At 57.7% G+C, this 17,760-nt stretch carries 17 protein-coding genes; 16 read left to right on the forward strand and 1 reads right to left on the reverse strand.

The annotated features are described in order from the left end of the window. The first annotated feature begins 19 nt into the window (after window positions 1-19). Entirely contained in the window at window positions 20-3,418 is a 3,399-nt protein-coding gene (locus LC059_RS02635; protein ID WP_226703173.1) for an EAL domain-containing protein, read from the forward strand. A gap of 54 nt (window positions 3,419-3,472) precedes the next feature. On the opposite strand, the gene LC059_RS02640 is transcribed toward LC059_RS02635, so the two are convergent. Next, window positions 3,473-4,279 carry an inositol monophosphatase family protein gene (locus tag LC059_RS02640; protein WP_226702274.1) on the reverse strand — a complete coding sequence of 269 codons (807 nt, stop codon included), beginning with the start codon at window positions 4,277-4,279 and terminating at the stop codon, window positions 3,473-3,475. 171 nt (window positions 4,280-4,450) lie between these two features. Here LC059_RS02640 and trmJ point away from each other — a divergent pair, with 171 nt between their 5' ends. From trmJ to hisS, 15 genes are all read left to right on the forward strand, one after another. Beyond that, window positions 4,451-5,263 carry a tRNA (cytosine(32)/uridine(32)-2'-O)-methyltransferase TrmJ gene (gene trmJ, locus LC059_RS02645; protein WP_226702275.1) on the forward strand — a complete coding sequence of 271 codons (813 nt, stop codon included), beginning with the start codon at window positions 4,451-4,453 and terminating at the stop codon, window positions 5,261-5,263. Window positions 5,264-5,506: 243 nt separating this feature from the next. Further along, window positions 5,507-6,007, forward strand: coding sequence for a Fe-S cluster assembly transcriptional regulator IscR (gene iscR, locus LC059_RS02650; RefSeq protein ID WP_226702276.1), 501 nt, complete (start codon window positions 5,507-5,509; stop codon window positions 6,005-6,007). Window positions 6,008-6,113: 106 nt separating this feature from the next. Further along, complete coding sequence (locus LC059_RS02655) at window positions 6,114-7,328, forward strand: IscS subfamily cysteine desulfurase (RefSeq protein ID WP_226702277.1); 1,215 nt, start codon at window positions 6,114-6,116, stop codon at window positions 7,326-7,328. 47 nt (window positions 7,329-7,375) lie between these two features. Continuing rightward, window positions 7,376-7,780: a Fe-S cluster assembly scaffold IscU gene (gene iscU, locus LC059_RS02660; RefSeq protein ID WP_078084205.1), complete on the forward strand. Its 405-nt coding sequence runs from the start codon at window positions 7,376-7,378 to the stop codon at window positions 7,778-7,780. A 52-nt stretch (window positions 7,781-7,832) separates the two neighbouring features. Then, window positions 7,833-8,156 (forward strand): iron-sulfur cluster assembly protein IscA, encoded by a 324-nt coding sequence (gene iscA / locus LC059_RS02665; protein ID WP_226702278.1) that lies wholly within the window; start codon window positions 7,833-7,835, stop codon window positions 8,154-8,156. 69 nt (window positions 8,157-8,225) lie between these two features. Then, window positions 8,226-8,750 carry a co-chaperone HscB gene (gene hscB, locus LC059_RS02670; RefSeq protein WP_226702279.1) on the forward strand — a complete coding sequence of 175 codons (525 nt, stop codon included), beginning with the start codon at window positions 8,226-8,228 and terminating at the stop codon, window positions 8,748-8,750. A gap of 116 nt (window positions 8,751-8,866) precedes the next feature. Continuing rightward, entirely contained in the window at window positions 8,867-10,759 is a 1,893-nt protein-coding gene (gene hscA / locus LC059_RS02675) for a Fe-S protein assembly chaperone HscA (RefSeq protein ID WP_226702280.1), read from the forward strand. A 72-nt stretch (window positions 10,760-10,831) separates the two neighbouring features. Next, window positions 10,832-11,170 carry an ISC system 2Fe-2S type ferredoxin gene (fdx, locus tag LC059_RS02680; protein WP_226702281.1) on the forward strand — a complete coding sequence of 113 codons (339 nt, stop codon included), beginning with the start codon at window positions 10,832-10,834 and terminating at the stop codon, window positions 11,168-11,170. 47 nt (window positions 11,171-11,217) lie between these two features. Further along, a complete protein-coding gene (iscX, locus tag LC059_RS02685) occupies window positions 11,218-11,412 on the forward strand; it encodes a Fe-S cluster assembly protein IscX (RefSeq protein WP_264189153.1) in 195 nt (64 codons plus the stop codon). Between the two features lie 166 nt (window positions 11,413-11,578). Beyond that, window positions 11,579-12,004, forward strand: coding sequence for a nucleoside-diphosphate kinase (gene ndk / locus LC059_RS02690; protein WP_226702282.1), 426 nt, complete (start codon window positions 11,579-11,581; stop codon window positions 12,002-12,004). Window positions 12,005-12,095: 91 nt separating this feature from the next. Next, on the forward strand, window positions 12,096-13,241 hold the full coding sequence (gene rlmN, locus LC059_RS02695) for a 23S rRNA (adenine(2503)-C(2))-methyltransferase RlmN (RefSeq protein WP_226702283.1): 1,146 nt from the start codon (window positions 12,096-12,098) through the stop codon (window positions 13,239-13,241). 68 nt (window positions 13,242-13,309) lie between these two features. Next, the gene (pilW, locus tag LC059_RS02700; protein WP_226702284.1) at window positions 13,310-14,098 is read left to right on the forward strand and encodes a type IV pilus biogenesis/stability protein PilW; all 789 of its coding nucleotides are present in this window, start codon (window positions 13,310-13,312) and stop codon (window positions 14,096-14,098) included. Beyond that, window positions 14,085-15,173: a RodZ domain-containing protein gene (locus LC059_RS02705; protein ID WP_226702285.1), complete on the forward strand. Its 1,089-nt coding sequence runs from the start codon at window positions 14,085-14,087 to the stop codon at window positions 15,171-15,173. Before pilW ends, LC059_RS02705 begins: the two co-directional genes overlap by 14 nt. Before the next feature lie 129 nt (window positions 15,174-15,302). Then, complete coding sequence (gene ispG, locus LC059_RS02710) at window positions 15,303-16,424, forward strand: flavodoxin-dependent (E)-4-hydroxy-3-methylbut-2-enyl-diphosphate synthase (RefSeq protein ID WP_226702286.1); 1,122 nt, start codon at window positions 15,303-15,305, stop codon at window positions 16,422-16,424. Window positions 16,425-16,485: 61 nt separating this feature from the next. Beyond that, window positions 16,486-17,748, forward strand: coding sequence for a histidine--tRNA ligase (hisS, locus tag LC059_RS02715; RefSeq protein ID WP_226702287.1), 1,263 nt, complete (start codon window positions 16,486-16,488; stop codon window positions 17,746-17,748). Window positions 17,749-17,760: the final 12 nt, after the last annotated feature.

Below are 17,760 nucleotides of genomic sequence, written 5' to 3' on the forward strand. Positions count from 1 at the left end.
AGCAGTCTTTTTGCTGGCGATGGGGAGCTTTTGCCTAGCCTATTTTTGCAAGCATTTTCTCTCTTTCAGCGATGGTATCGCGACCATCTGGCTAGCTGATGCATTGGCAATCGCAGTTTTATACCGGTTTCCCGTCGCACGTTGGGCGCTGTTACTGCCGGCTTCTTTCATTGGCAATTTGGCCGCATCGGCGTTAAGCGGGCTGCCGCTTTTTATATCTGCGATGTACTCTCTGGCCGGTATGGCTGAAGTATTTGTCGCCACATCGCTGTTGCGATTCTTCTGTGCGGATGGCGATTTTTTTGGCAGCGTTTGGCGCTGGCTGCGATTTCTCTTATTCGGCGCGCTACTTTCTACTCTGGTTGGTGCGGGAGTAGGTGCGGGGTTTGCCTCTCTGCTCCGCAGCCTGCCATTTAGTGATGTGTTTGTACTCTGGTATCTGGCAGATACCGTCGGTATTGCAGTATTCCTGCCGTTTCTTCATATGGTGAATTTGCAGGTGTGGAATCGGTTGCCGGAAGTTCGACAACTCCTCCACTTCTTGAGTATTTCACTGGTTTCGTTGATCAGCATCTTTGTCATACTCCAGTTTCTTTCACATCCATTTGTTTTTGTTGCGCTTCCATTGATTTGGGCGGCGTCCCGACTTGAATTACCACAGACTCTGATGCTGGTGTTCTGCACGGTCATGGTGCTGCTTCTGGTTTTCGTTAGCAGCGGCAGCTGGCTACCTCAGGATATGCGGGACCTTGATACTCCGCTCGATTTACTTCCACTTTATACAGCGATGATCCCCGCGTACGTAATGGCTGTGACGACAAGTGTGGAGCGCAAGCGCAGCCAGCGAATTGTTGAAATGGAGAGCAGCTTTCGTGTGGCGATGGGGTCGTCCCGAATTGGTATGTTGTTGGTGTCTCTCGATAACAGGATTATTCAGGCGAACCCGAGCTTTTGCCGTTTTATCGGTTACTCGGAAGTCGAGTTGCGCGGGCTGAATATCCGCGAAGTGATTGGTGTGGAAGAGCAGAACATGGGCCGCTCAGCTTCAACTGGGGGTGACAAATCTAGCCGTGCGAATCTGCTGTTCGATTTTGAATTGGGCTATGTGCAGGACGCGGAGTGGCGGTTTATACGCAAAAGCGGAGAGCAAGTGTGGGGGCACTGGTCTTGCAGCCTGGCCCGCGGTGCTAATAACGAACCTCTCTATGCTGTGGTTCAGGTAGAGGACATCGACTGGCGAAAGCGCAGCGAAACCCAGCTGGCGAAAGCCGAGGAGCGCTGGAAGTTTTCACTCACCGTTACCGGACAGGTGGTGTACGACTGGGATCTTGCTACGGGAAAGACGTTTTATTCCGAATGGCTGAATAGTGGCGTCGGTATCGATGCGGAGAACCTCGCCAGTCGTCACGACTGGTTGGCGCGGGTGAACGACGAAGACCGCGACTCCCTGCTTCGAGCGCAACTCGCGCACTTTAATGGCCAGGCAAAGGATATCGATTGTCAGTACCGGGTGCGGACGGACTTTGGTGAGGTTCGTTGGATTCATGAAACCGCCCACGTTATGGAATCGGGTGAGGAAGGGCAGCCGATGCGCCTGATCGGCATTCTCCGCGACATTACCGAAAACAAGGAGATGGCGCGTTCACTGGAGGAGGAAAAAGAGCACCTGCAGGTGACATTGAACGCGATTGCGGACGCGGTTATTGCCACCGATCGGCGCCAGCGCATCACCTTTATGAATCCAGTAGCAGAGCAAATAACCGGCTGGTCATTAAGTGAAGTGCAGGGGCGGGATATCGACAGCGTATTGCATCTGTCGAGCGGCCGCGATGGCAAGCCGGTGAGCAGTCCTGTGAAAGATTGCCTGCATCACGTGATGCCGTTTGTTTCGGTGGAGGGTTCTGTACTTCACAATCGCAGTGGCAACAGTTACGACGTGAAGTGTTCGGCCTCCCCGTTGCGCACAGGAAGTGGTCAGGTTCTGGGTGCGGTACTGGTATTCCAGGATGTAACAGAAACCCGGCAATTGATCCGACAGCTCCGCTACAAGGCACATCACGATGATCTTACCCATCTGCCCAATCGTGAGGCTTTCAAGCGTGAACTATTGGAGGCTGTTGCTTCGGTCAGAAATAACGAACAGGTACATACTCTCGCGTATATGGACCTCGATCGCTTCAAGGTGATCAATGATAGCGCGGGCCACCAGGCGGGGGATGCTCTTTTGCGCAACGTGGCCCGTTTTCTGAGGGGGCAACTTCGCGAAACGGATTGCGTAGCCCGCCTCGGTGGCGATGAGTTCGGCATTTTGTTGCGCGACTGCAATAAGGTGCAAGGACGCCTGCGCTGTGAGCAACTGGTAAGAAAAATCATTGCCTTGCGCTTCCCTTGGGCCGGGCGTGTGTTCGATGTCGGTGCCAGCGTGGGGGTGACGGAGATCCGTCGCGATAACAGCCAAGTGGCGGACTTGATGAGCCAGGCCGACGTGGCTTGCTATTCTGCGAAACATGCCGGGCGCGGTGTCGTGATGCTGTATGAGGCAGACAGTAGTGCTGCGGCTGAGCAGCACCGGGAAATTCATATGGCGTCGCGTATTCGCGAGGCGCTGGATGAAAACCGGTTGCAGCTCCATGCACAACCGATTGCAAGCGCCAAAGATGTTAACCAGACAAGTCACTATGAATTGCTCGTGCGGATGGTGGATGCAGATGGAACTCTGATCCTCCCGGGGGCATTTATTCCTGCCGCCGAACGCTACGGTCTGATGTTGCAGATCGACGAATGGGTAATGAACGAGTTTCTATGCAACAAGGCAAGCCTGGCAGTGGCAAGTGGCTTGAGCTTTGCCATGAATTTGTCTGCGGAAGCGATTGGGGATCGCGATTTCCAGAGAAAATTTATCAAACTTTTGAACGATGCAGAGCTACCATCGAACCGCTTGGGGATCGAAATTACCGAAACGGCCATGATCAATCAGATGGAAAATGCCAGTGAGTTTGTCGCCACCTTGCGGGAAATGGGTTGCAAGGTGGCACTGGATGATTTCGGCAATGGCCTCAGTTCATTCAATTATCTCAAGGCCTTCTCGATCGATTACATCAAAATTGACGGCAGCTTTGTGCGGCAGGTGGAGTCCAACTTTGTCGACCTGATGATTGTTGAGTCGATCAATCAGGTGGCCCATCGCTTGAACGCGCGCACCATTGCCGAGTTTGTCGAGGATGTGAGTACCGCAGAGCGGCTGCAGGAAATCGGGGTCGATCTGTTGCAGGGCTACCATATTGGTCGCCCGCAGCCTCTGGGCGAAGTGCTGGCGGCCATTCCTGAGCGGGTAATCGCCAAGTTTAGAAAACGCCGGGGCAGTGGTGAAGAGTGCGCAGAGGCGGGCGGTAGCAGAGCGCTGGAAACAGAAACCTGAAGCGGCGTCGCACCGCTTCAGGCTTTGTTGGGGGCAGCAGAGATCTGGAAAAGATTACTGGGGAATTTTTCCCAGATGCTTGCCGACAATCTGCAGTAGCGGCTTGAAGGTTTTCGGCGTGGCGCAAACCAGGTTGCCGGATTCAAGGTAGCTATTGCCGCCGCGGAAATCACTGATCAGGCCGCCAGCCTCTTTCACCAGAAGAGAGCCCGCTGCAACGTCCCAGGTGTTCAGGTACATCTCCCAGAAACCATCGAAGCGGCCGGCCGCCACATAGGCGAGGTCCAGCGCTGCGGCGCCCGGGCGGCGGATGCCAGCGGTCTGTCCGGCAACTTCTTTCATCACCGCCAGGTAGGCGTCGATATTATCCAGCGGCTCACCATTGAAAGGGATGCCGGTGCCGATCAGTGCGCCATTCATACCCTGGCGGTTGGAAACCCGAATGCGACGGCCATTCAGCGCCGCACCGCGACCACGGCTGGCGGTGAATTCTTCACGTTTGATCGGGTCGAGAACAACGGCGTGCTCGATCTGGCCGCGGTAGCGGCAGGCGATAGAGATGGCAAAGTGCGGGCAGCCGTGGATAAAGTTGGTGGTGCCGTCCAGCGGATCGATGATCCACTCGTATTCCGGCTCAGCGCCTTCCTGCAGGCCGCTTTCCTCGGCGATGATGCTGTGCTTGGGGTATGCCTTGCGCAGGTGATAGATAATCTCCTGCTCACTGGCCTTGTCCACTTCCGTCACGAAATCGTTGCGGCCCTTTTCTTCAAACTTCATCAGGTCGCCGCGCTCCCAGGCGCGTTCGATCAGTTCACCGGCCTTGCGCGCCGCGCGCAGGGCAATATTCAGCATGGGTTCCATAGGAATTCCGCGGTCAGTTGTGGATATCGTTGGTAAAAAGCAGTGCCGGGCGTGCCGGCGGCGCGATTGTAGGGATTCCTGTGCAATTTTGCTACACTCCGCGCCCGATTTGTAACAGGCCCAATTGTAGTCACTCTTTCAGACAGGCCAACCCCAACCGGATACACCCCTATGGCGACTTCCCCTTCCGAATCTGCATCTCAAGCGGCATCAAAAAGTGCTCTGGCTGCGCTGGACAACATCCGCGTGGTACTGGTGAACAGTGCCCATCCGGGCAATATCGGAGGCGCGGCCCGCGCGCTCAAGAACATGGGGTTGAGCCAGCTCTACCTGGTGCAGCCGCGGGAGTTTCCGGCTGCCAATGCGGTATGGCGCGCCGCTGGGGCTGCAGAGCTACTCGACAGCGCAGTCGTGGTGGAGACGCTCGAAGAAGCGGTAGCCGACTGTGGACTGGTAGTCGCCACCAGCGCCCGCGAGCGACGTATCCCCTGGCCGCTGCTTACTCCCCGGGAATGTGGCCAGCGCGCGGTCGTCGAAGCCAAGACGCATCCGGTGGCGTTGGTGTTTGGTCGTGAAGACCGGGGGCTGACGAATGAAGAGCTGCAGGCATGTAACTTCCATGTGCACATTCCCGCCAACCCCGAGTACAGCTCCCTGAACCTGGCTACGGCCGTGCAGGTTCTGGTCTATGAGGCGCGTATGGCGGCGCTGGAGGCAGAGAAGGGCCAGCCCATCAGCTATTCCGACTGGGATAGGCCGCCGGCAAAAGCGGGCGATATGGAGCTTTACTACGATCATCTGCAGCTGGCACTTGGCGAGCTCGGGTTTATCGATCCGGACAATCCCCGCCAGACTATGACCCGCCTGCGCCGACTGTTCAGTCGGGTTCGTCCTGACGATATGGAATTGGGTATTCTCCGCGGCATGCTGACCGCGATCCAGAATCATATCCACCGCGCTGGCGGCAAGGGACGGCCCGACTGAGTGGTCGGGTCACGATTCACCCGTTATATCCCTGGTTTAACCCCGGAATTGCTCCGGGGTGACCGGCGGGCAAAACCATCCGCCAAATACCCGACCTGAATACTCGGCTATATACTTGACTGAAGTAGTAGGTTATTACATACTCGCGCCCCAATTCAGTGGCGCTGGTTCAGGGCTGCAGGGCCCGTAAACCGGGCGACAGGATGGCCTTTCAGTGGAAGGTCGATATCGTCAGGAGAGCGTATGCGTTTAACAACCAAAGGGCGGTATGCGGTCACAGCCATGCTGGACCTCGCATTGCACGCCGAACGCGGTCCCATCAGCCTGGCAGATATATCCAAGCGTCAGGACATTTCCCTGTCTTACCTTGAGCAGCTGTTCTCCCGTCTGCGGCAGTCGGGACTTGTGTCCAGCGTGCGTGGTCCGGGCGGTGGCTATCGTTTGGCGCGAGACACAGCAGAAATCTGTGTGGCGGAAATCATTGATGCCGTCAACGAGTCTGTCGACGCTACCAGTTGTGGCGGCAATAGCGACTGTTCTGCCGGTGAGCAGTGCCTCACGCATTACCTATGGACAGATCTCAGTCGCCAGATTCACGGTTTCCTGAACGGTATCAGCCTGGCCGATATGGTCGCACGTGCTGATGTGCAGGAAGTGGCCCGCCGGCAAGACGGGCGCGCCGCCGAGGATGCGCTGGATCGCGTGGCAGAACAGAAAGTGGCGATTATCGGCGGCTTGCAGTAAGGTGCCGCCGCCCGGTCAGCCGCGAAGGCTTTGGCCAAAGGAACTTTGAGCTTAATTAGCAGCAGTATGGCGTCGGTGACATACCGGCGATTGGAGATAGAAGATTATGAAGCTTCCCATTTACTTGGATTATTCGGCAACTTGCCCGGTAGACCCGCGCGTCGCCAGTAAAATGGCGGAGCAGCTCACTATGGAAGGCAACTTCGGCAACCCGGCCTCCCGCTCTCACCTGTTCGGTTGGAAAGCGGAAGAAGCGGTGGAAGACGCCCGCCGTCAGGTGGCGGAACTGATCAATGCCGATCCCCGTGAAATTGTCTGGACCAGCGGTGCCACCGAGTCCGATAACCTCGCCATCAAGGGTGCTGCGCACTTCTATCAAGGGCGCGGCAAGCACATCATTACCTCCAAGATTGAGCACAAAGCCGTGCTCGATACCTGTCGCCAGCTGGAGCGTGAGGGCTTTGAAGTTACCTACCTGAACCCGAAAGAAGACGGTATCGTCTACCCGGAACAGGTGGCGGAAGCCATGCGTGAAGACACCATCCTGGTGAGCCTGATGCACGTCAATAACGAGATTGGTGTGATCAACGATATCGCCGCAATCGGCGAACTGTGCCGCGAGCGCAAAGTGATCTTCCACGTGGATGCTGCGCAGAGCGCCGGCAAGATCGATATCGATCTGGCGGAAATGAAAGTGGACCTGATGTCCTTCTCCGCACACAAAATTTATGGCCCCAAAGGTATCGGTGCGCTGTATGTGCGCCGTAAGCCGCGCGTGCGTCTCGAAGCCCAGATGCACGGTGGCGGTCACGAGCGCGGTATGCGCTCCGGCACCCTGCCAACCCACCAGATCGTGGGTATGGGAGAGGCCTTCCGTATCGCCAAAGAAGAGATGGCGGATGAGGCCAAGCGCCTGGTCGCTCTGCGCGAGCGCTTCTGGAGCCAGATTTCTGATATGGAAGAGGTACACATCAATGGCTCCGCAGAGCAGCGTGTGCCGGGCAACCTGAATGTCAGCTTTGCCTTTGTTGAGGGCGAGAGCCTGATTATGTCCCTCAAGGATCTGGCAATTTCCTCTGGCTCTGCGTGTACGTCAGCGAGCCTGGAGCCGAGCTATGTACTGCGCGCATTGGGCGTGAACGACGAGCTGGCACACAGTTCCCTGCGCTTCAGTTTTGGTCGCTTTACCACGGAACAGGACGTGGATACTGCGGCCAAAGAAGTAAGGCAGGCGGTAGAGAAACTGCGCGAACTGTCGCCGCTCTGGGATATGTACAAGGACGGCGTGGATCTCAGTACTATTGAATGGGCAGCACACTGATTTGCTGCTGACAGGCGGCAATGGAAACGAATTAAGAGGGTATAGTCATGGCCTATAGCGATAAAGTAATTGACCACTATGAGCACCCCCGTAACGTCGGTCGCCTGGACGACAAGGCGGAGAACGTGGGTACCGGTATGGTCGGTGCGCCGGCCTGTGGCGACGTGATGCGTCTGCAGATTCAGGTGAATGACAGCGGCATCATTGAAGACGCCAAGTTCAAAACCTACGGCTGCGGTTCCGCGATTGCTTCAAGCTCCCTGCTCACCGAATGGGTAAAAGGCAAGAGCCTGGACGAAGCGGCGCAAATCAAGAACACCGAAATCGCCGAAGAGCTGGCGCTGCCGCCGGTGAAGATTCACTGCTCCGTTCTCGCTGAAGATGCGATCAAGGCTGCGGTGAAAAACATCCGCGAAAAGCGCGGAGAGAAAACCGAAGAAGCGGCTGGCTGAGTCCTGGGCTCAGTTTTAGTGAACAGTGATAGCGAGCGGTAAGGAGTAGCAGATGGCAATCACCATGACCGAAGCGGCCCAAGCCCACGTGGCCAAGCAGTTGGCCAGCCGGGGTAAGGGCATTGGTATTCGTGTCGGCGTGAAAACCGCTGGCTGCTCCGGGATGGCCTACGTTCTCGAATTTGTTGACGAGGCCGAGGCGGAAGATGCGGTTTTTGAAGCGGGTGGGGTCAAACTGATTGTTGATCCAAAGAGTCTCGCTTACCTCGACGGCACCGAACTGGATTTCGTCAAGGAAGGGCTGAATGAAGGCTTTGCCTTTAAAAACCCGAATGTAAAGAACGAGTGCGGCTGCGGCGAGAGTTTCCACGTTTAAGTCGGAGCTTTCAGGCAGCAGGAGGCCGGATGCCTGGTGCATGCCGGCCTTTTTGTTATGGGATTAAGCATGGAACTGCAACAGAATCATTTTGAAATATTCGGCTTGCCGGTTTCCTATCAGGTGGATCGCCCGGCGCTGGCCAAGCGCTACCGCGAGTTGCAGCAAGAATTTCACCCTGACAGGTTTGCAGCAAAATCCGAGCGCGAGCAGATGCTGTCCATGCAGTACGCCGCGCAGATCAATGAGGCCAACAACACCCTCAAGGATCCGGTCGCCCGCGCTGCCTACCTGCTGAAGCTGGCCGGGGTTGAGATCAACCCGGAGCAGACCACCGCCGATGGCGAGTTCCTGATGCAGCAGATGATCCTGCGCGAGCGTCTCGAGGACGTGCGCGCTGCCGCCGACCCGGAATCAGAGTTGGAAGATCTTGGTAGCGAGGCCTCCAGCCTGTTCAAGACGCAGGAGTCCGCTTTCTCCGCGGCGCTGGATAATCGCGCGCTGGAAGATGCCAGGAGTGCGCTACTCAAGCTTCAGTTTCTCGCCAAACTGCAGCGGCAGATTGAAGAGCTTGAAGAAGACTTGCTGGACTGATCCGGGCTGACTGTTAGAACAGGGCTTTTACGGGCCGCTATTTTTCAAGTCACTATTTTCCAAGTCGCTATTTTTTAAGTCACTACTTTTACAGAACACTATTTTTAAAGACCACTATGGCGTTACTGCAGATTTCCGAACCCGGCCAGACCCCAGAACCCCATGCGCGCAAGCGCGCGGTGGGTATCGACCTCGGTACCACTAACTCACTGGTGGCAACCGTGCGTAGCGGCACTGCAGAGTCGCTGCCGGCGGAAGATGGCCGTGTGATCCTTCCCTCCGCGGTGCGCTATACCGAAGCCGGTATCGAGGTTGGTTACGCTGCGCGCGCTGCTGCTGGCGATGACCCCTACAACACCCTGATTTCCATCAAGCGTTTTATGGGGCGCGGCCTGGCGGATATCAAAAATTTTGGTGACCAGCTCCCATACCATTTCGCCGACCAGTCTTCGGAGAGTGGTGCTGGTATGCCGGTGATCGAAACCGTGAGTGGTGCGGTAAACCCCGTACAGGTTTCCGCCGAAATCCTGAAAGCGCTGGCCAAGCGCGGCGCCGACTCCCTCGGCGGCCCGTTGGATGGCGCGGTCATTACCGTGCCCGCCTATTTTGATGAAGCCCAGCGTCAGGCGACCAAGGACGCCGCCAAGCTGGCGGGCCTGAAAGTACTGCGCCTGCTGAATGAGCCCACTGCCGCGGCCGTTGCCTACGGGCTGGATAAGCCGGAGCAGGGGGGGGATGTAGCCGACAAGACCATCGCCGTTTACGACCTTGGCGGTGGTACTTTTGATATCTCAATTCTGCGCCTGTCCAAAGGCGTATTCGAGGTGCTCTCCACCGGCGGTGACAGCGCCCTCGGGGGCGATGACTTCGACCGCGCGGTAGCGGAGTGGATCGCTGCGGAGGCGGGGCTCGGCACCGACCACGATGCCGCAACCCAGCGCAAACTGCTCAACACCGCCTGTGCCGCCAAAGAGGCGCTCGCCAGTGAATCCGCAGTGCCGGTTAGCTATGGCAGCTGGTCTGCGGAGCTGAATCGGGACAAACTTGCCGAGCTGCTGGACCCCCTGATTGCCAAGACTCTGCGCGCTTGCAAGCGCGCCCTGCGTGACGCGGGCCTGTCTGCGGAAGAGGTCGCAGAGGTGGTACTGGTCGGAGGCTCCACCCGTACCCTGCGTGTGCGCGAGAAAGTGCAGGAATTTTTTGGTCGTGACCCCCACGCGGATATCGACCCGGATCAGGTTGTTGCCATCGGCGCGGCTCTGCAGGCCGATGTGCTGGTGGGTAACAAGTCCCGTGAAGACCTGCTGCTGTTGGATGTGATTCCGCTGTCTCTGGGTATTGAGACCATGGGTGGCCTCACCGAGAAGCTGATTCACCGCAACACCACTATCCCTGTGGCCAAGGCCCAGGAATTCACCACGTTCAAGGATGGCCAGACCGCGATGGCGATTCATGTGGTACAGGGCGAGCGCGAGCTTGTGCAGGATTGTCGTTCCCTGGCCCGGTTTGAGTTGCGCGGTATCCCGCCCATGGTGGCAGGCGCGGCGCATATCCGTGTGACCTTCCAGGTGGACGCCGATGGTCTGCTGTCGGTAACCGCGATGGAGAAGAGCAGCGGGGTTCAGGCGGAGATCACCGTCAAGCCTTCCTATGGTTTGGGGGATTCCGATATTACCCGCATGCTGCAGGACTCCTACGCCAAGGCGGAAGAAGACATTGCTGCCCGCGCCCTGCGCGAGGCTCAGGTAGAAGCCGAGCGCACCCTGGAGGCAATGCTGGTGGCGTTGCAGGAAAATGGCGCCGAGTTGCTGGACGAGAATGAGCTGGACCAGCTGGAGCGCGCCATGCAGGCCCTGCGTCTGGCCCACAATGGCGGCACCGCAGAAGAGATTCGCAGCCGCATCGAAGAGCTGAATGCGCTGTCCGAGCCCTTTGCCGCGCGCCGCATGGACAAGTCCATCAAGCGCGCCATGCAGGGCCACAGCCTGGATGAATTCGACAAGCCCTGAGGGGCCATTCGACAAGCCCTGAGGGGCCATTCGACATGCCCCGAGGGGCAGTCAATACAGAGAGTTGAGAGTATGCCGAAAATAGTTTTCCTGCCCCACGAAGAGCTGTGCCCGGAAGGCAAGGTCATTGAGGTGGAGCCCGGCGTCAGTGTCTGCGATGCGGCGCTGCAGAACGGGGTTGAGATAGAGCACGCGTGCGAGAAGTCCTGCGCCTGCACCACTTGTCATGTCATCGTGCGTGAAGGTTTCGACTCCCTGGGAGAGCCGGATGAGCTGGAAGAAGATTTGCTGGACAAGGCTTGGGGCCTGGAGCCCGAATCCCGCCTATCCTGTCAGGCAATCGTGGAAGATGAAGACCTGGTGGTCGAGATTCCCAAGTACACCATCAACCAGGTTTCCGAGCGCCACTGAGTGGATTACCGGGCGGCTTAAGCAGCCACAGAGAAGAGGGCATAAAGATGAAATGGACGGATATTCACGATATTGCCATCGAGCTTAGTGACGCTCATCCGGATGTAGACCCGCTGCGGGTCAACTTCGTCGACCTGCGCCAGTGGGTGATGGATTTGCCGGGCTTTGACGACGATCCTGACCGCTGTGGGGAGAAGATCCTTGAAGCGATTCAGGCGGCGTGGATAGAAGAAAACGAATAGTACAAACTTCATCGCACAGCGCGTATAATCCGCGCTCCGCGAACCTGGTTGGTTATTAAATCGACAGTTTGCGAGGCGAGAGAATTCAGGGAAGAGCAACGTAAGTTGCTTTTTTCGTATCTGTCTTAAGACAATTTTTTGTAAAAACCTAGAAATGGAGGAAATCATGGCCGTGGAACGTACCCTGTCCATCATCAAGCCGGACGCCGTAGCCAAGAATGTTATCGGTGAAATCGAGAGCCGCTTCGAGAAAGCGGGCCTGCGCATTGTTGCCATGAAGATGGTTCAGCTGTCTCAGGAAAAAGCCGAAGGTTTCTACGCCGAGCACAAAGAGCGTCCTTTCTTCAAAGACCTGGTTGAATTCATGACTTCCGGTCCGGTAGTTGTACAGGTTCTGGAAGGCGAGAACGCCATCCTGGTCAACCGCGACCTGATGGGCGCGACCAACCCGAAAGAAGCCGACGCTGGCACCATCCGTGCAGACTTCGCTGACAGCATCGATGCCAACGCGGTACACGGTTCCGACTCTGCGGCTTCCGCCGAGCGCGAAGTGAGCTACTTCTTCTCCGCTGAAGAAATCTGCGCGCGCTAAGTAGTCCGCTACTAAGCACTCTTGCAGGAGCCTGCGTGCGGGCTCCTGCAACGTACTCTTTTCCGCATCGAATCCGGTGCAAGGTGAATCCATGACTGATGTACAAACTGCCGTACAGACTGAAAAAGTTAACCTGCTGGGCCTGTCTGTAGACAAGCTCACCGAGTTCTTTGCCGGTTTGGGCGAGAAGCGCTTTCGCGCGGTGCAGGTGCTCAAGTGGATCCACCAGAACGGCGTCGACGACTTTGAGCAGATGACCAACGTCAGCAAGGCCATGCGCGCTAAGCTGGCCGAGATTGCCGAAGTTCGCGCCCCCAAAGTCCTGAAGCAGATGGACTCCGCCGATGGCACCCGCAAATGGCTGATCGAAGTCAGCGGCGGTAATGTGATTGAGACCGTCTACATCCCCGATGGCGACCGCGGCACCCTGTGTGTGTCCTCCCAGGTAGGCTGTTCCCTCGATTGCAGCTTTTGTGCGACGGGTAAGCAGGGTTTTAACCGCGACCTGACCGCTGCCGAGATCATTGGCCAGGTGTGGATTGCGTGTAAGTCTTTCGGGCAGTTGCAGCCCAATGGTCCGCGTAAAGTGACCAACGTGGTAATGATGGGCATGGGCGAGCCCCTGCTCAATTTCGACAATGTGGTCGATTCCATGAACCTGATGATGGAAGACAACGCCTACGGTATCTCCAAGCGCCGGGTAACCCTGAGCACCTCGGGTGTGGTGCCGGCCCTTGACCGCCTCGCGCAGGTGACCGATGTGAGCCTGGCCATCTCCCTGCACGCGCCCAACGATGAGCTGCGCAACGAGCTGGTGCCCATCAACAAGAAGTACCCCATTGCGATGCTTCTCGACAGCGCCAAGCGTTATATCGAGAACATGCCGGACAATCATCGCAAGATGACTATCGAGTACACCATGATCCGGGAGGTGAATGATCGCCCGGAACACGCCGAACAATTGGCGGAACTACTGCGTGATGTGCCGGTAAAGATAAATCTGATACCCTTCAATCCGTTCGAGCTGTCCGATTATCAACGGGTCAGCAACAACGCATTGCGACGTTTTCAACAGATTTTGTTGGACAAAGGCTATACCGTAACCGTGCGTACCACCCGGGGCGACGATATCGCTGCAGCTTGTGGTCAGCTGGCCGGTCAGGTAAACGACCGCACCCGCCGCTCGGAGCGCTACCGCAACGCCGAGCGCCCGGTGAAGATCGTTAGCCAGGCTTAATTCTTGCATCGCCGAAGGGATCCGGCGTGCGCAGGTAGTACGCACCCGATAACAACAAGGTGAGGCTCGTGTTAGCAAAAATTTTCAATCCGGCAGTCCTTGCCGGGTTACTCCTGTCCCTGCTTCTGGGTGGCTGTGTAACCACAGGTCCCGGCGGTAAACAGATCGATCTCGACAAGGCGCGTGAAACCCATGTGCAGCTCGGCTTACGCTACTTGCAAAGTGGCAGTGACAACCGCGAGATGGCTCGCCATCACTTCCAGGAAGCGTTGAAGCTGGGCAAGAAAGACCCTCAGGCTCATCACGGTCTCGCGCTGCTGTATCAGGTTGATGGCGAGTTGCAGGTGGCTGAATCCCATTTCAAAAAAGCCCTGCGTTATGACCGCGACTTTTCCATGGCGCGGGTGAACTATGGGGTTTTCCTGTACCAGCAGGAACGTTATCAGGAGGCCAAAGAGCAGTTTCTTGTGGCTTCTGAGGATCTTTCCTATAACCGCCGCTCTTATGCCCTGGCAAACCTCGGCCGTGCAGAGCTGAGATTGCACGAGCTGGAGGGCGCCGAACGCGCTTTCAAAAAGGCGCTGGCACTCAGTGCAGATTTGCCGGTCGCACTGTTAGAGTTGGCGGAGCTCAAGTTTGAGAAGCAGGACTACACCCAGGCGAAACACTACCTGGACCGCTATAGCGATAGAAACCGGCAAGTGCCGCAATCCCTATGGTTGGGGGTTCGCATCGAGAAAATCTTTGGCAATCGGGACAAGGAAAGGAGTTATGCCCTTGCGCTGAAAAACCTCTTTCCCTATTCAGCAGAAACGCTGAAGTACCAACAGATGATGGCCGAAAATGAGCAGCAGTAACCTAAATTTCGATCAGGCAGAAGTTTTGGCAGCGGAGGCGCAGGTCGCCGCATCCGTGGGGGCGTTACTGAGCGAGGCCCGGGAACGCGCGGGCCTGACCAGTGACGAACTTGCCCGTCGCCTGTGTATGACGCCCTCCAAACTCGAAGCGCTTGAGCGGGACGGGTTTGACAGTTTCCCCGGTGCTACTTACGTGCGCGGGTATATCCGCAATATCTGTAAAGAGCTCGGCGCCGATGAGGCTCAGGTCCTGGCCGCTTACGCCAAGCAGGCGCCGGCGGAAGCGCCGCGCGCTGCACAGGTTCCAAAAGGTCCTGTCATGTCCGGTAGTAATACCGCTGGTGGCAGCTCGGCATTCAGCCCGTTGCTGCTTCTTGTTGCGGTGGCCGCCGTGGCTGGCTACTGGTGGATGGGGCAGCAGGGAGAGCCGGCGGTACCGCAGGCTCAGGTGGCGGATGTGCCCGAGGTGAGGGTCGGGGCTACAACGGCTTCTGATCTTGAGAGCGATTCGGATCTGCAGGGCGAATCGGGCCTGGAGAGCGACCCTGAACCTGCACAAGCCTATTCCGTGTCGTCTCCGGAAGCATCGGTTGCTGAAATGGCCGAAGATTTCGAGCCGGAAACGGATGTGCAGCTGGCGGATGTTGCGATTGCTAGTGTGGAAGCTGAAGAATCCGAGCCCGAAGCGGTCGTGGAGCCAGCTAGCGAACTGGCTAGCCAGCCAGTTATCGAGACCGCTGAAACGGCAGAGGAATCTGTACAGGAGTCGGTGCGGGAGCCAGTTGAGGTTGCCTCAGAGCAGCAAGTGGAGCCCGAGGCTCCGATGGCCGCATCCGGTGTCGCTTTGGCGCTGTCATTCGCTGAGGAGTCCTGGGTAGAAGTCACTGATGCCACTGGCAACAAGCTGATCGCCCGGTTGCAGCCCGCCGGCTCTACCGTAGAGCTCAATGGTCAGGCCCCGTTCAGCCTGATGCTGGGTAATGCCGCCGCCACCACCGTCAGCTATGCCGGTGAGGTCGTGGACAGCGCCCCGTTGGGCAATCGCCGGACCCGCAAGCTCACCGTGGGCGGCTGATTTCGTTCCCCCGGTCGTCTAATCCCCCGGAAAGGGCGCAAACCCTGTAGGTTTGCGCCCAATCTATCTATAATCTCCCCGTTTTTTTACCGTCACCCATACCCGCTTAAAGCCAACGCAGGTTCTGTTATGCAGTTCGAGTCACCCATAGTTCGCCGCGTGTCACGCCAGATAATGGTGGGCAATGTGCCGGTCGGCGGTGGTGCGCCCATCTCCGTTCAGAGCATGACCAACACCGAGACCTGCGATGTGGCCGCCACCGTGGACCAGATCCAGCGCCTGGAGAAAGCGGGGGCGGATATCGTGCGGGTATCAGTGCCCTCCATGGAGGCCGCAGAAGCCTTCGGCGAGATCAAAAAACAGGTCAATGTGCCGCTGGTAGCAGACATCCACTTCGACTACCGCATCGCCCTGCGTGTGGCGGACCTGGGTGTGGATTGCCTGCGGATTAACCCCGGCAATATCGGCCGCGAGAAGCGTATTCGCGCGGTGGTGGACAAAGCGCGGGACCTGAATATCCCGATCCGTATTGGCGTAAATGCGGGTTCCCTGGAAAAAGACCTGCAGAAAAAGTACGGCGAGCCCACCCCGGATGCACTGGTGGAATCCGCCCTGCGTCACGTGGATATTCTGGACAGCCTGAATTTCCAGGACTTCAAAGTGAGCGTAAAGGCGTCGGACATCTTTATGGCCACCGCCGCCTACCGCAAGTTGGCGACCCAGATTGAGCAGCCCCTGCACCTGGGCATCACCGAAGCCGGCGGCCTGCGCGCCGGTACCGTGAAGTCTGCCATCGGTCTCGGTGCGCTGCTGCTGGACGGTATCGGCGATACCCTGCGGGTCTCCCTTGCGGCTGACCCGGTGGAAGAAGTGAAAGTCGGCTGGGATCTGCTCAAGAGCCTGCGTCTGCGCACCAAGGGTATCAACTTTATCGCCTGCCCCAGCTGCTCGCGCCAGAACTTCGACGTGGTGAAAACCATGAACGAACTGGAGACCCGCCTGGAAGACATCACCACGCCGCTGGACGTGGCGGTGATTGGTTGTATCGTCAACGGCCCGGGTGAGGCAAAAGAGGCGGATATCGGCCTTGCTGGCGGCACGCCCAGCCACGCCATTTACGTGGACGGCCAGCCCGACCGCAAATTCAAGAATGACAATCTGGTGGATGATCTGGAAAAGCTGATCCGCGAAAAGGCCGATGCCAAGGCCGCGCAGGAAGCGAGCATCATTGCCAAGGAAACTATTGACTGAATCGGACCCCGGTGGATCCGCGCAGCGCATCCACCCATTGAATAGAAGTTAAGGATTACCGTTGAAACAACTTCGCGCCATCCGTGGCATGAACGATCTGCTGCCCTCGCAATCACCGGTGTGGCAGTACGTGGAAAGCACCCTCAGCGAACTCTTTGCTCGCTACGGCTACAGTGAAATCCGCACGCCGCTGCTGGAGGCGACGCAACTGTTTGCCCGCGCCGTCGGTGAAGCCACCGACATCGTCGAAAAGGAAATGTACACCTTCGATGACAAAAGCGGAGACAGCGTAACCCTGCGCCCGGAAGGTACTGCCGGTACTGTTCGCGCGGCCATCCAGAATAACCTGCTGATCCAGCCCCAGCGGCTGTGGTACTTCGGTCCCATGTTCCGCTATGAGCGCCCACAGAAGGGCCGCCTGCGCCAGTTCCACCAGTTCGGTGTGGAAGTCTTCGGTATCGAAGGCCCCGATATCGACGCCGAAATCCTGATGATGACCGCGCGCCTGTGGAAACAGCTGGGTGTTTCCGAGCATGTCACCCTGCAGCTCAACTCCCTCGGCAACAGCGAGAGCCGCGCCGCCTTCCGTGACGCGCTGGTGGAATACCTGTCCGCGCGCAAGGACCAGCTGGACGAAGACAGCCAGCGTCGACTGGACAAGAACCCCCTGCGGATCCTCGACAGCAAAAATGCACAGACTCAGGAACTGCTGGCGGACGCCCCTTGTCTACTGGACTTCCTCGATGAGGAATCCAAAGTGCACTTCGACCAGCTGCGTGCCTTCCTGGATGCCGCCGGTGTGGCGTACGAGGTAAATCCGCGCCTGGTGCGCGGCCTCGACTACTATGGCAAGACGGTTTTTGAGTGGGTGACCGACAGCCTCGGTGCCCAGGGCACCGTGTGTGCCGGCGGCCGTTACGATGGTCTGGTCGAGCAGATGGGCGGGAAGCCAACCCCGGCGGTTGGCTTCGGCTTGGGCGTTGAGCGCCTGGTGCTGCTGCTGGAGACTCTGGAAGTATTGCCAGATGCCCTGGATCAGCAGGTAGACGCCTATCTGGTGGCGGTGGGTGATGTACAATCCGCGGCCCTGAAGGCGGCGGAGCAACTGCGTAGCGATCTGCCGTGGTTGCGACTGCAGACCCACTGTGGGGGCGGCAGCTTCAAGAGCCAGATGAAAAAGGCTGACAAGAGCAATGCGGATTACGCATTGATCATTGGCGAAGATGAAGCGGCGGCGGGGCAGGTGACCGTAAAATCCCTGCGCGCAGACGTGGAACAGCAAACCGTTGCGCTCGGCGAGCTGGCCAACGTTCTGCAGGGGTAAGTTACTGAAGAC

It is taken from the genome of Microbulbifer elongatus (assembly GCF_020524885.1).
In the GTDB taxonomy this organism is placed as follows: domain Bacteria; phylum Pseudomonadota; class Gammaproteobacteria; order Pseudomonadales; family Cellvibrionaceae; genus Microbulbifer; species Microbulbifer elongatus_A.

Bases quoted from the DNA above. Each gene is read 5' to 3' on its own strand.
- LC059_RS02640 (WP_226702274.1), bottom strand. From the start codon at position 4,279: ATGGAACCCATGCTGAATATTGCCCTGCGCGCGGCGCGCAAGGCCGGT.
- LC059_RS02705 (WP_226702285.1), top strand. From the start codon at position 14,085: ATGAGCAGCAGTAACCTAAATTTCGATCAGGCAGAAGTTTTGGCAGCG.
- ndk (WP_226702282.1), top strand. From the start codon at position 11,579: ATGGCCGTGGAACGTACCCTGTCCATCATCAAGCCGGACGCCGTAGCC.
- hscB (WP_226702279.1), top strand. From the start codon at position 8,226: ATGGAACTGCAACAGAATCATTTTGAAATATTCGGCTTGCCGGTTTCC.
- fdx (WP_226702281.1), top strand. From the start codon at position 10,832: ATGCCGAAAATAGTTTTCCTGCCCCACGAAGAGCTGTGCCCGGAAGGC.
- iscX (WP_264189153.1), top strand. From the start codon at position 11,218: ATGAAATGGACGGATATTCACGATATTGCCATCGAGCTTAGTGACGCT.
- trmJ (WP_226702275.1), top strand. From the start codon at position 4,451: ATGGCGACTTCCCCTTCCGAATCTGCATCTCAAGCGGCATCAAAAAGT.
- rlmN (WP_226702283.1), top strand. From the start codon at position 12,096: ATGACTGATGTACAAACTGCCGTACAGACTGAAAAAGTTAACCTGCTG.
- LC059_RS02635 (WP_226703173.1), top strand. From the start codon at position 20: ATGGGGAGCTTTTGCCTAGCCTATTTTTGCAAGCATTTTCTCTCTTTC.
- ispG (WP_226702286.1), top strand. From the start codon at position 15,303: ATGCAGTTCGAGTCACCCATAGTTCGCCGCGTGTCACGCCAGATAATG.
- iscR (WP_226702276.1), top strand. From the start codon at position 5,507: ATGCGTTTAACAACCAAAGGGCGGTATGCGGTCACAGCCATGCTGGAC.
- iscA (WP_226702278.1), top strand. From the start codon at position 7,833: ATGGCAATCACCATGACCGAAGCGGCCCAAGCCCACGTGGCCAAGCAG.
- iscU (WP_078084205.1), top strand. From the start codon at position 7,376: ATGGCCTATAGCGATAAAGTAATTGACCACTATGAGCACCCCCGTAAC.
- LC059_RS02655 (WP_226702277.1), top strand. From the start codon at position 6,114: ATGAAGCTTCCCATTTACTTGGATTATTCGGCAACTTGCCCGGTAGAC.
- hscA (WP_226702280.1), top strand. From the start codon at position 8,867: ATGGCGTTACTGCAGATTTCCGAACCCGGCCAGACCCCAGAACCCCAT.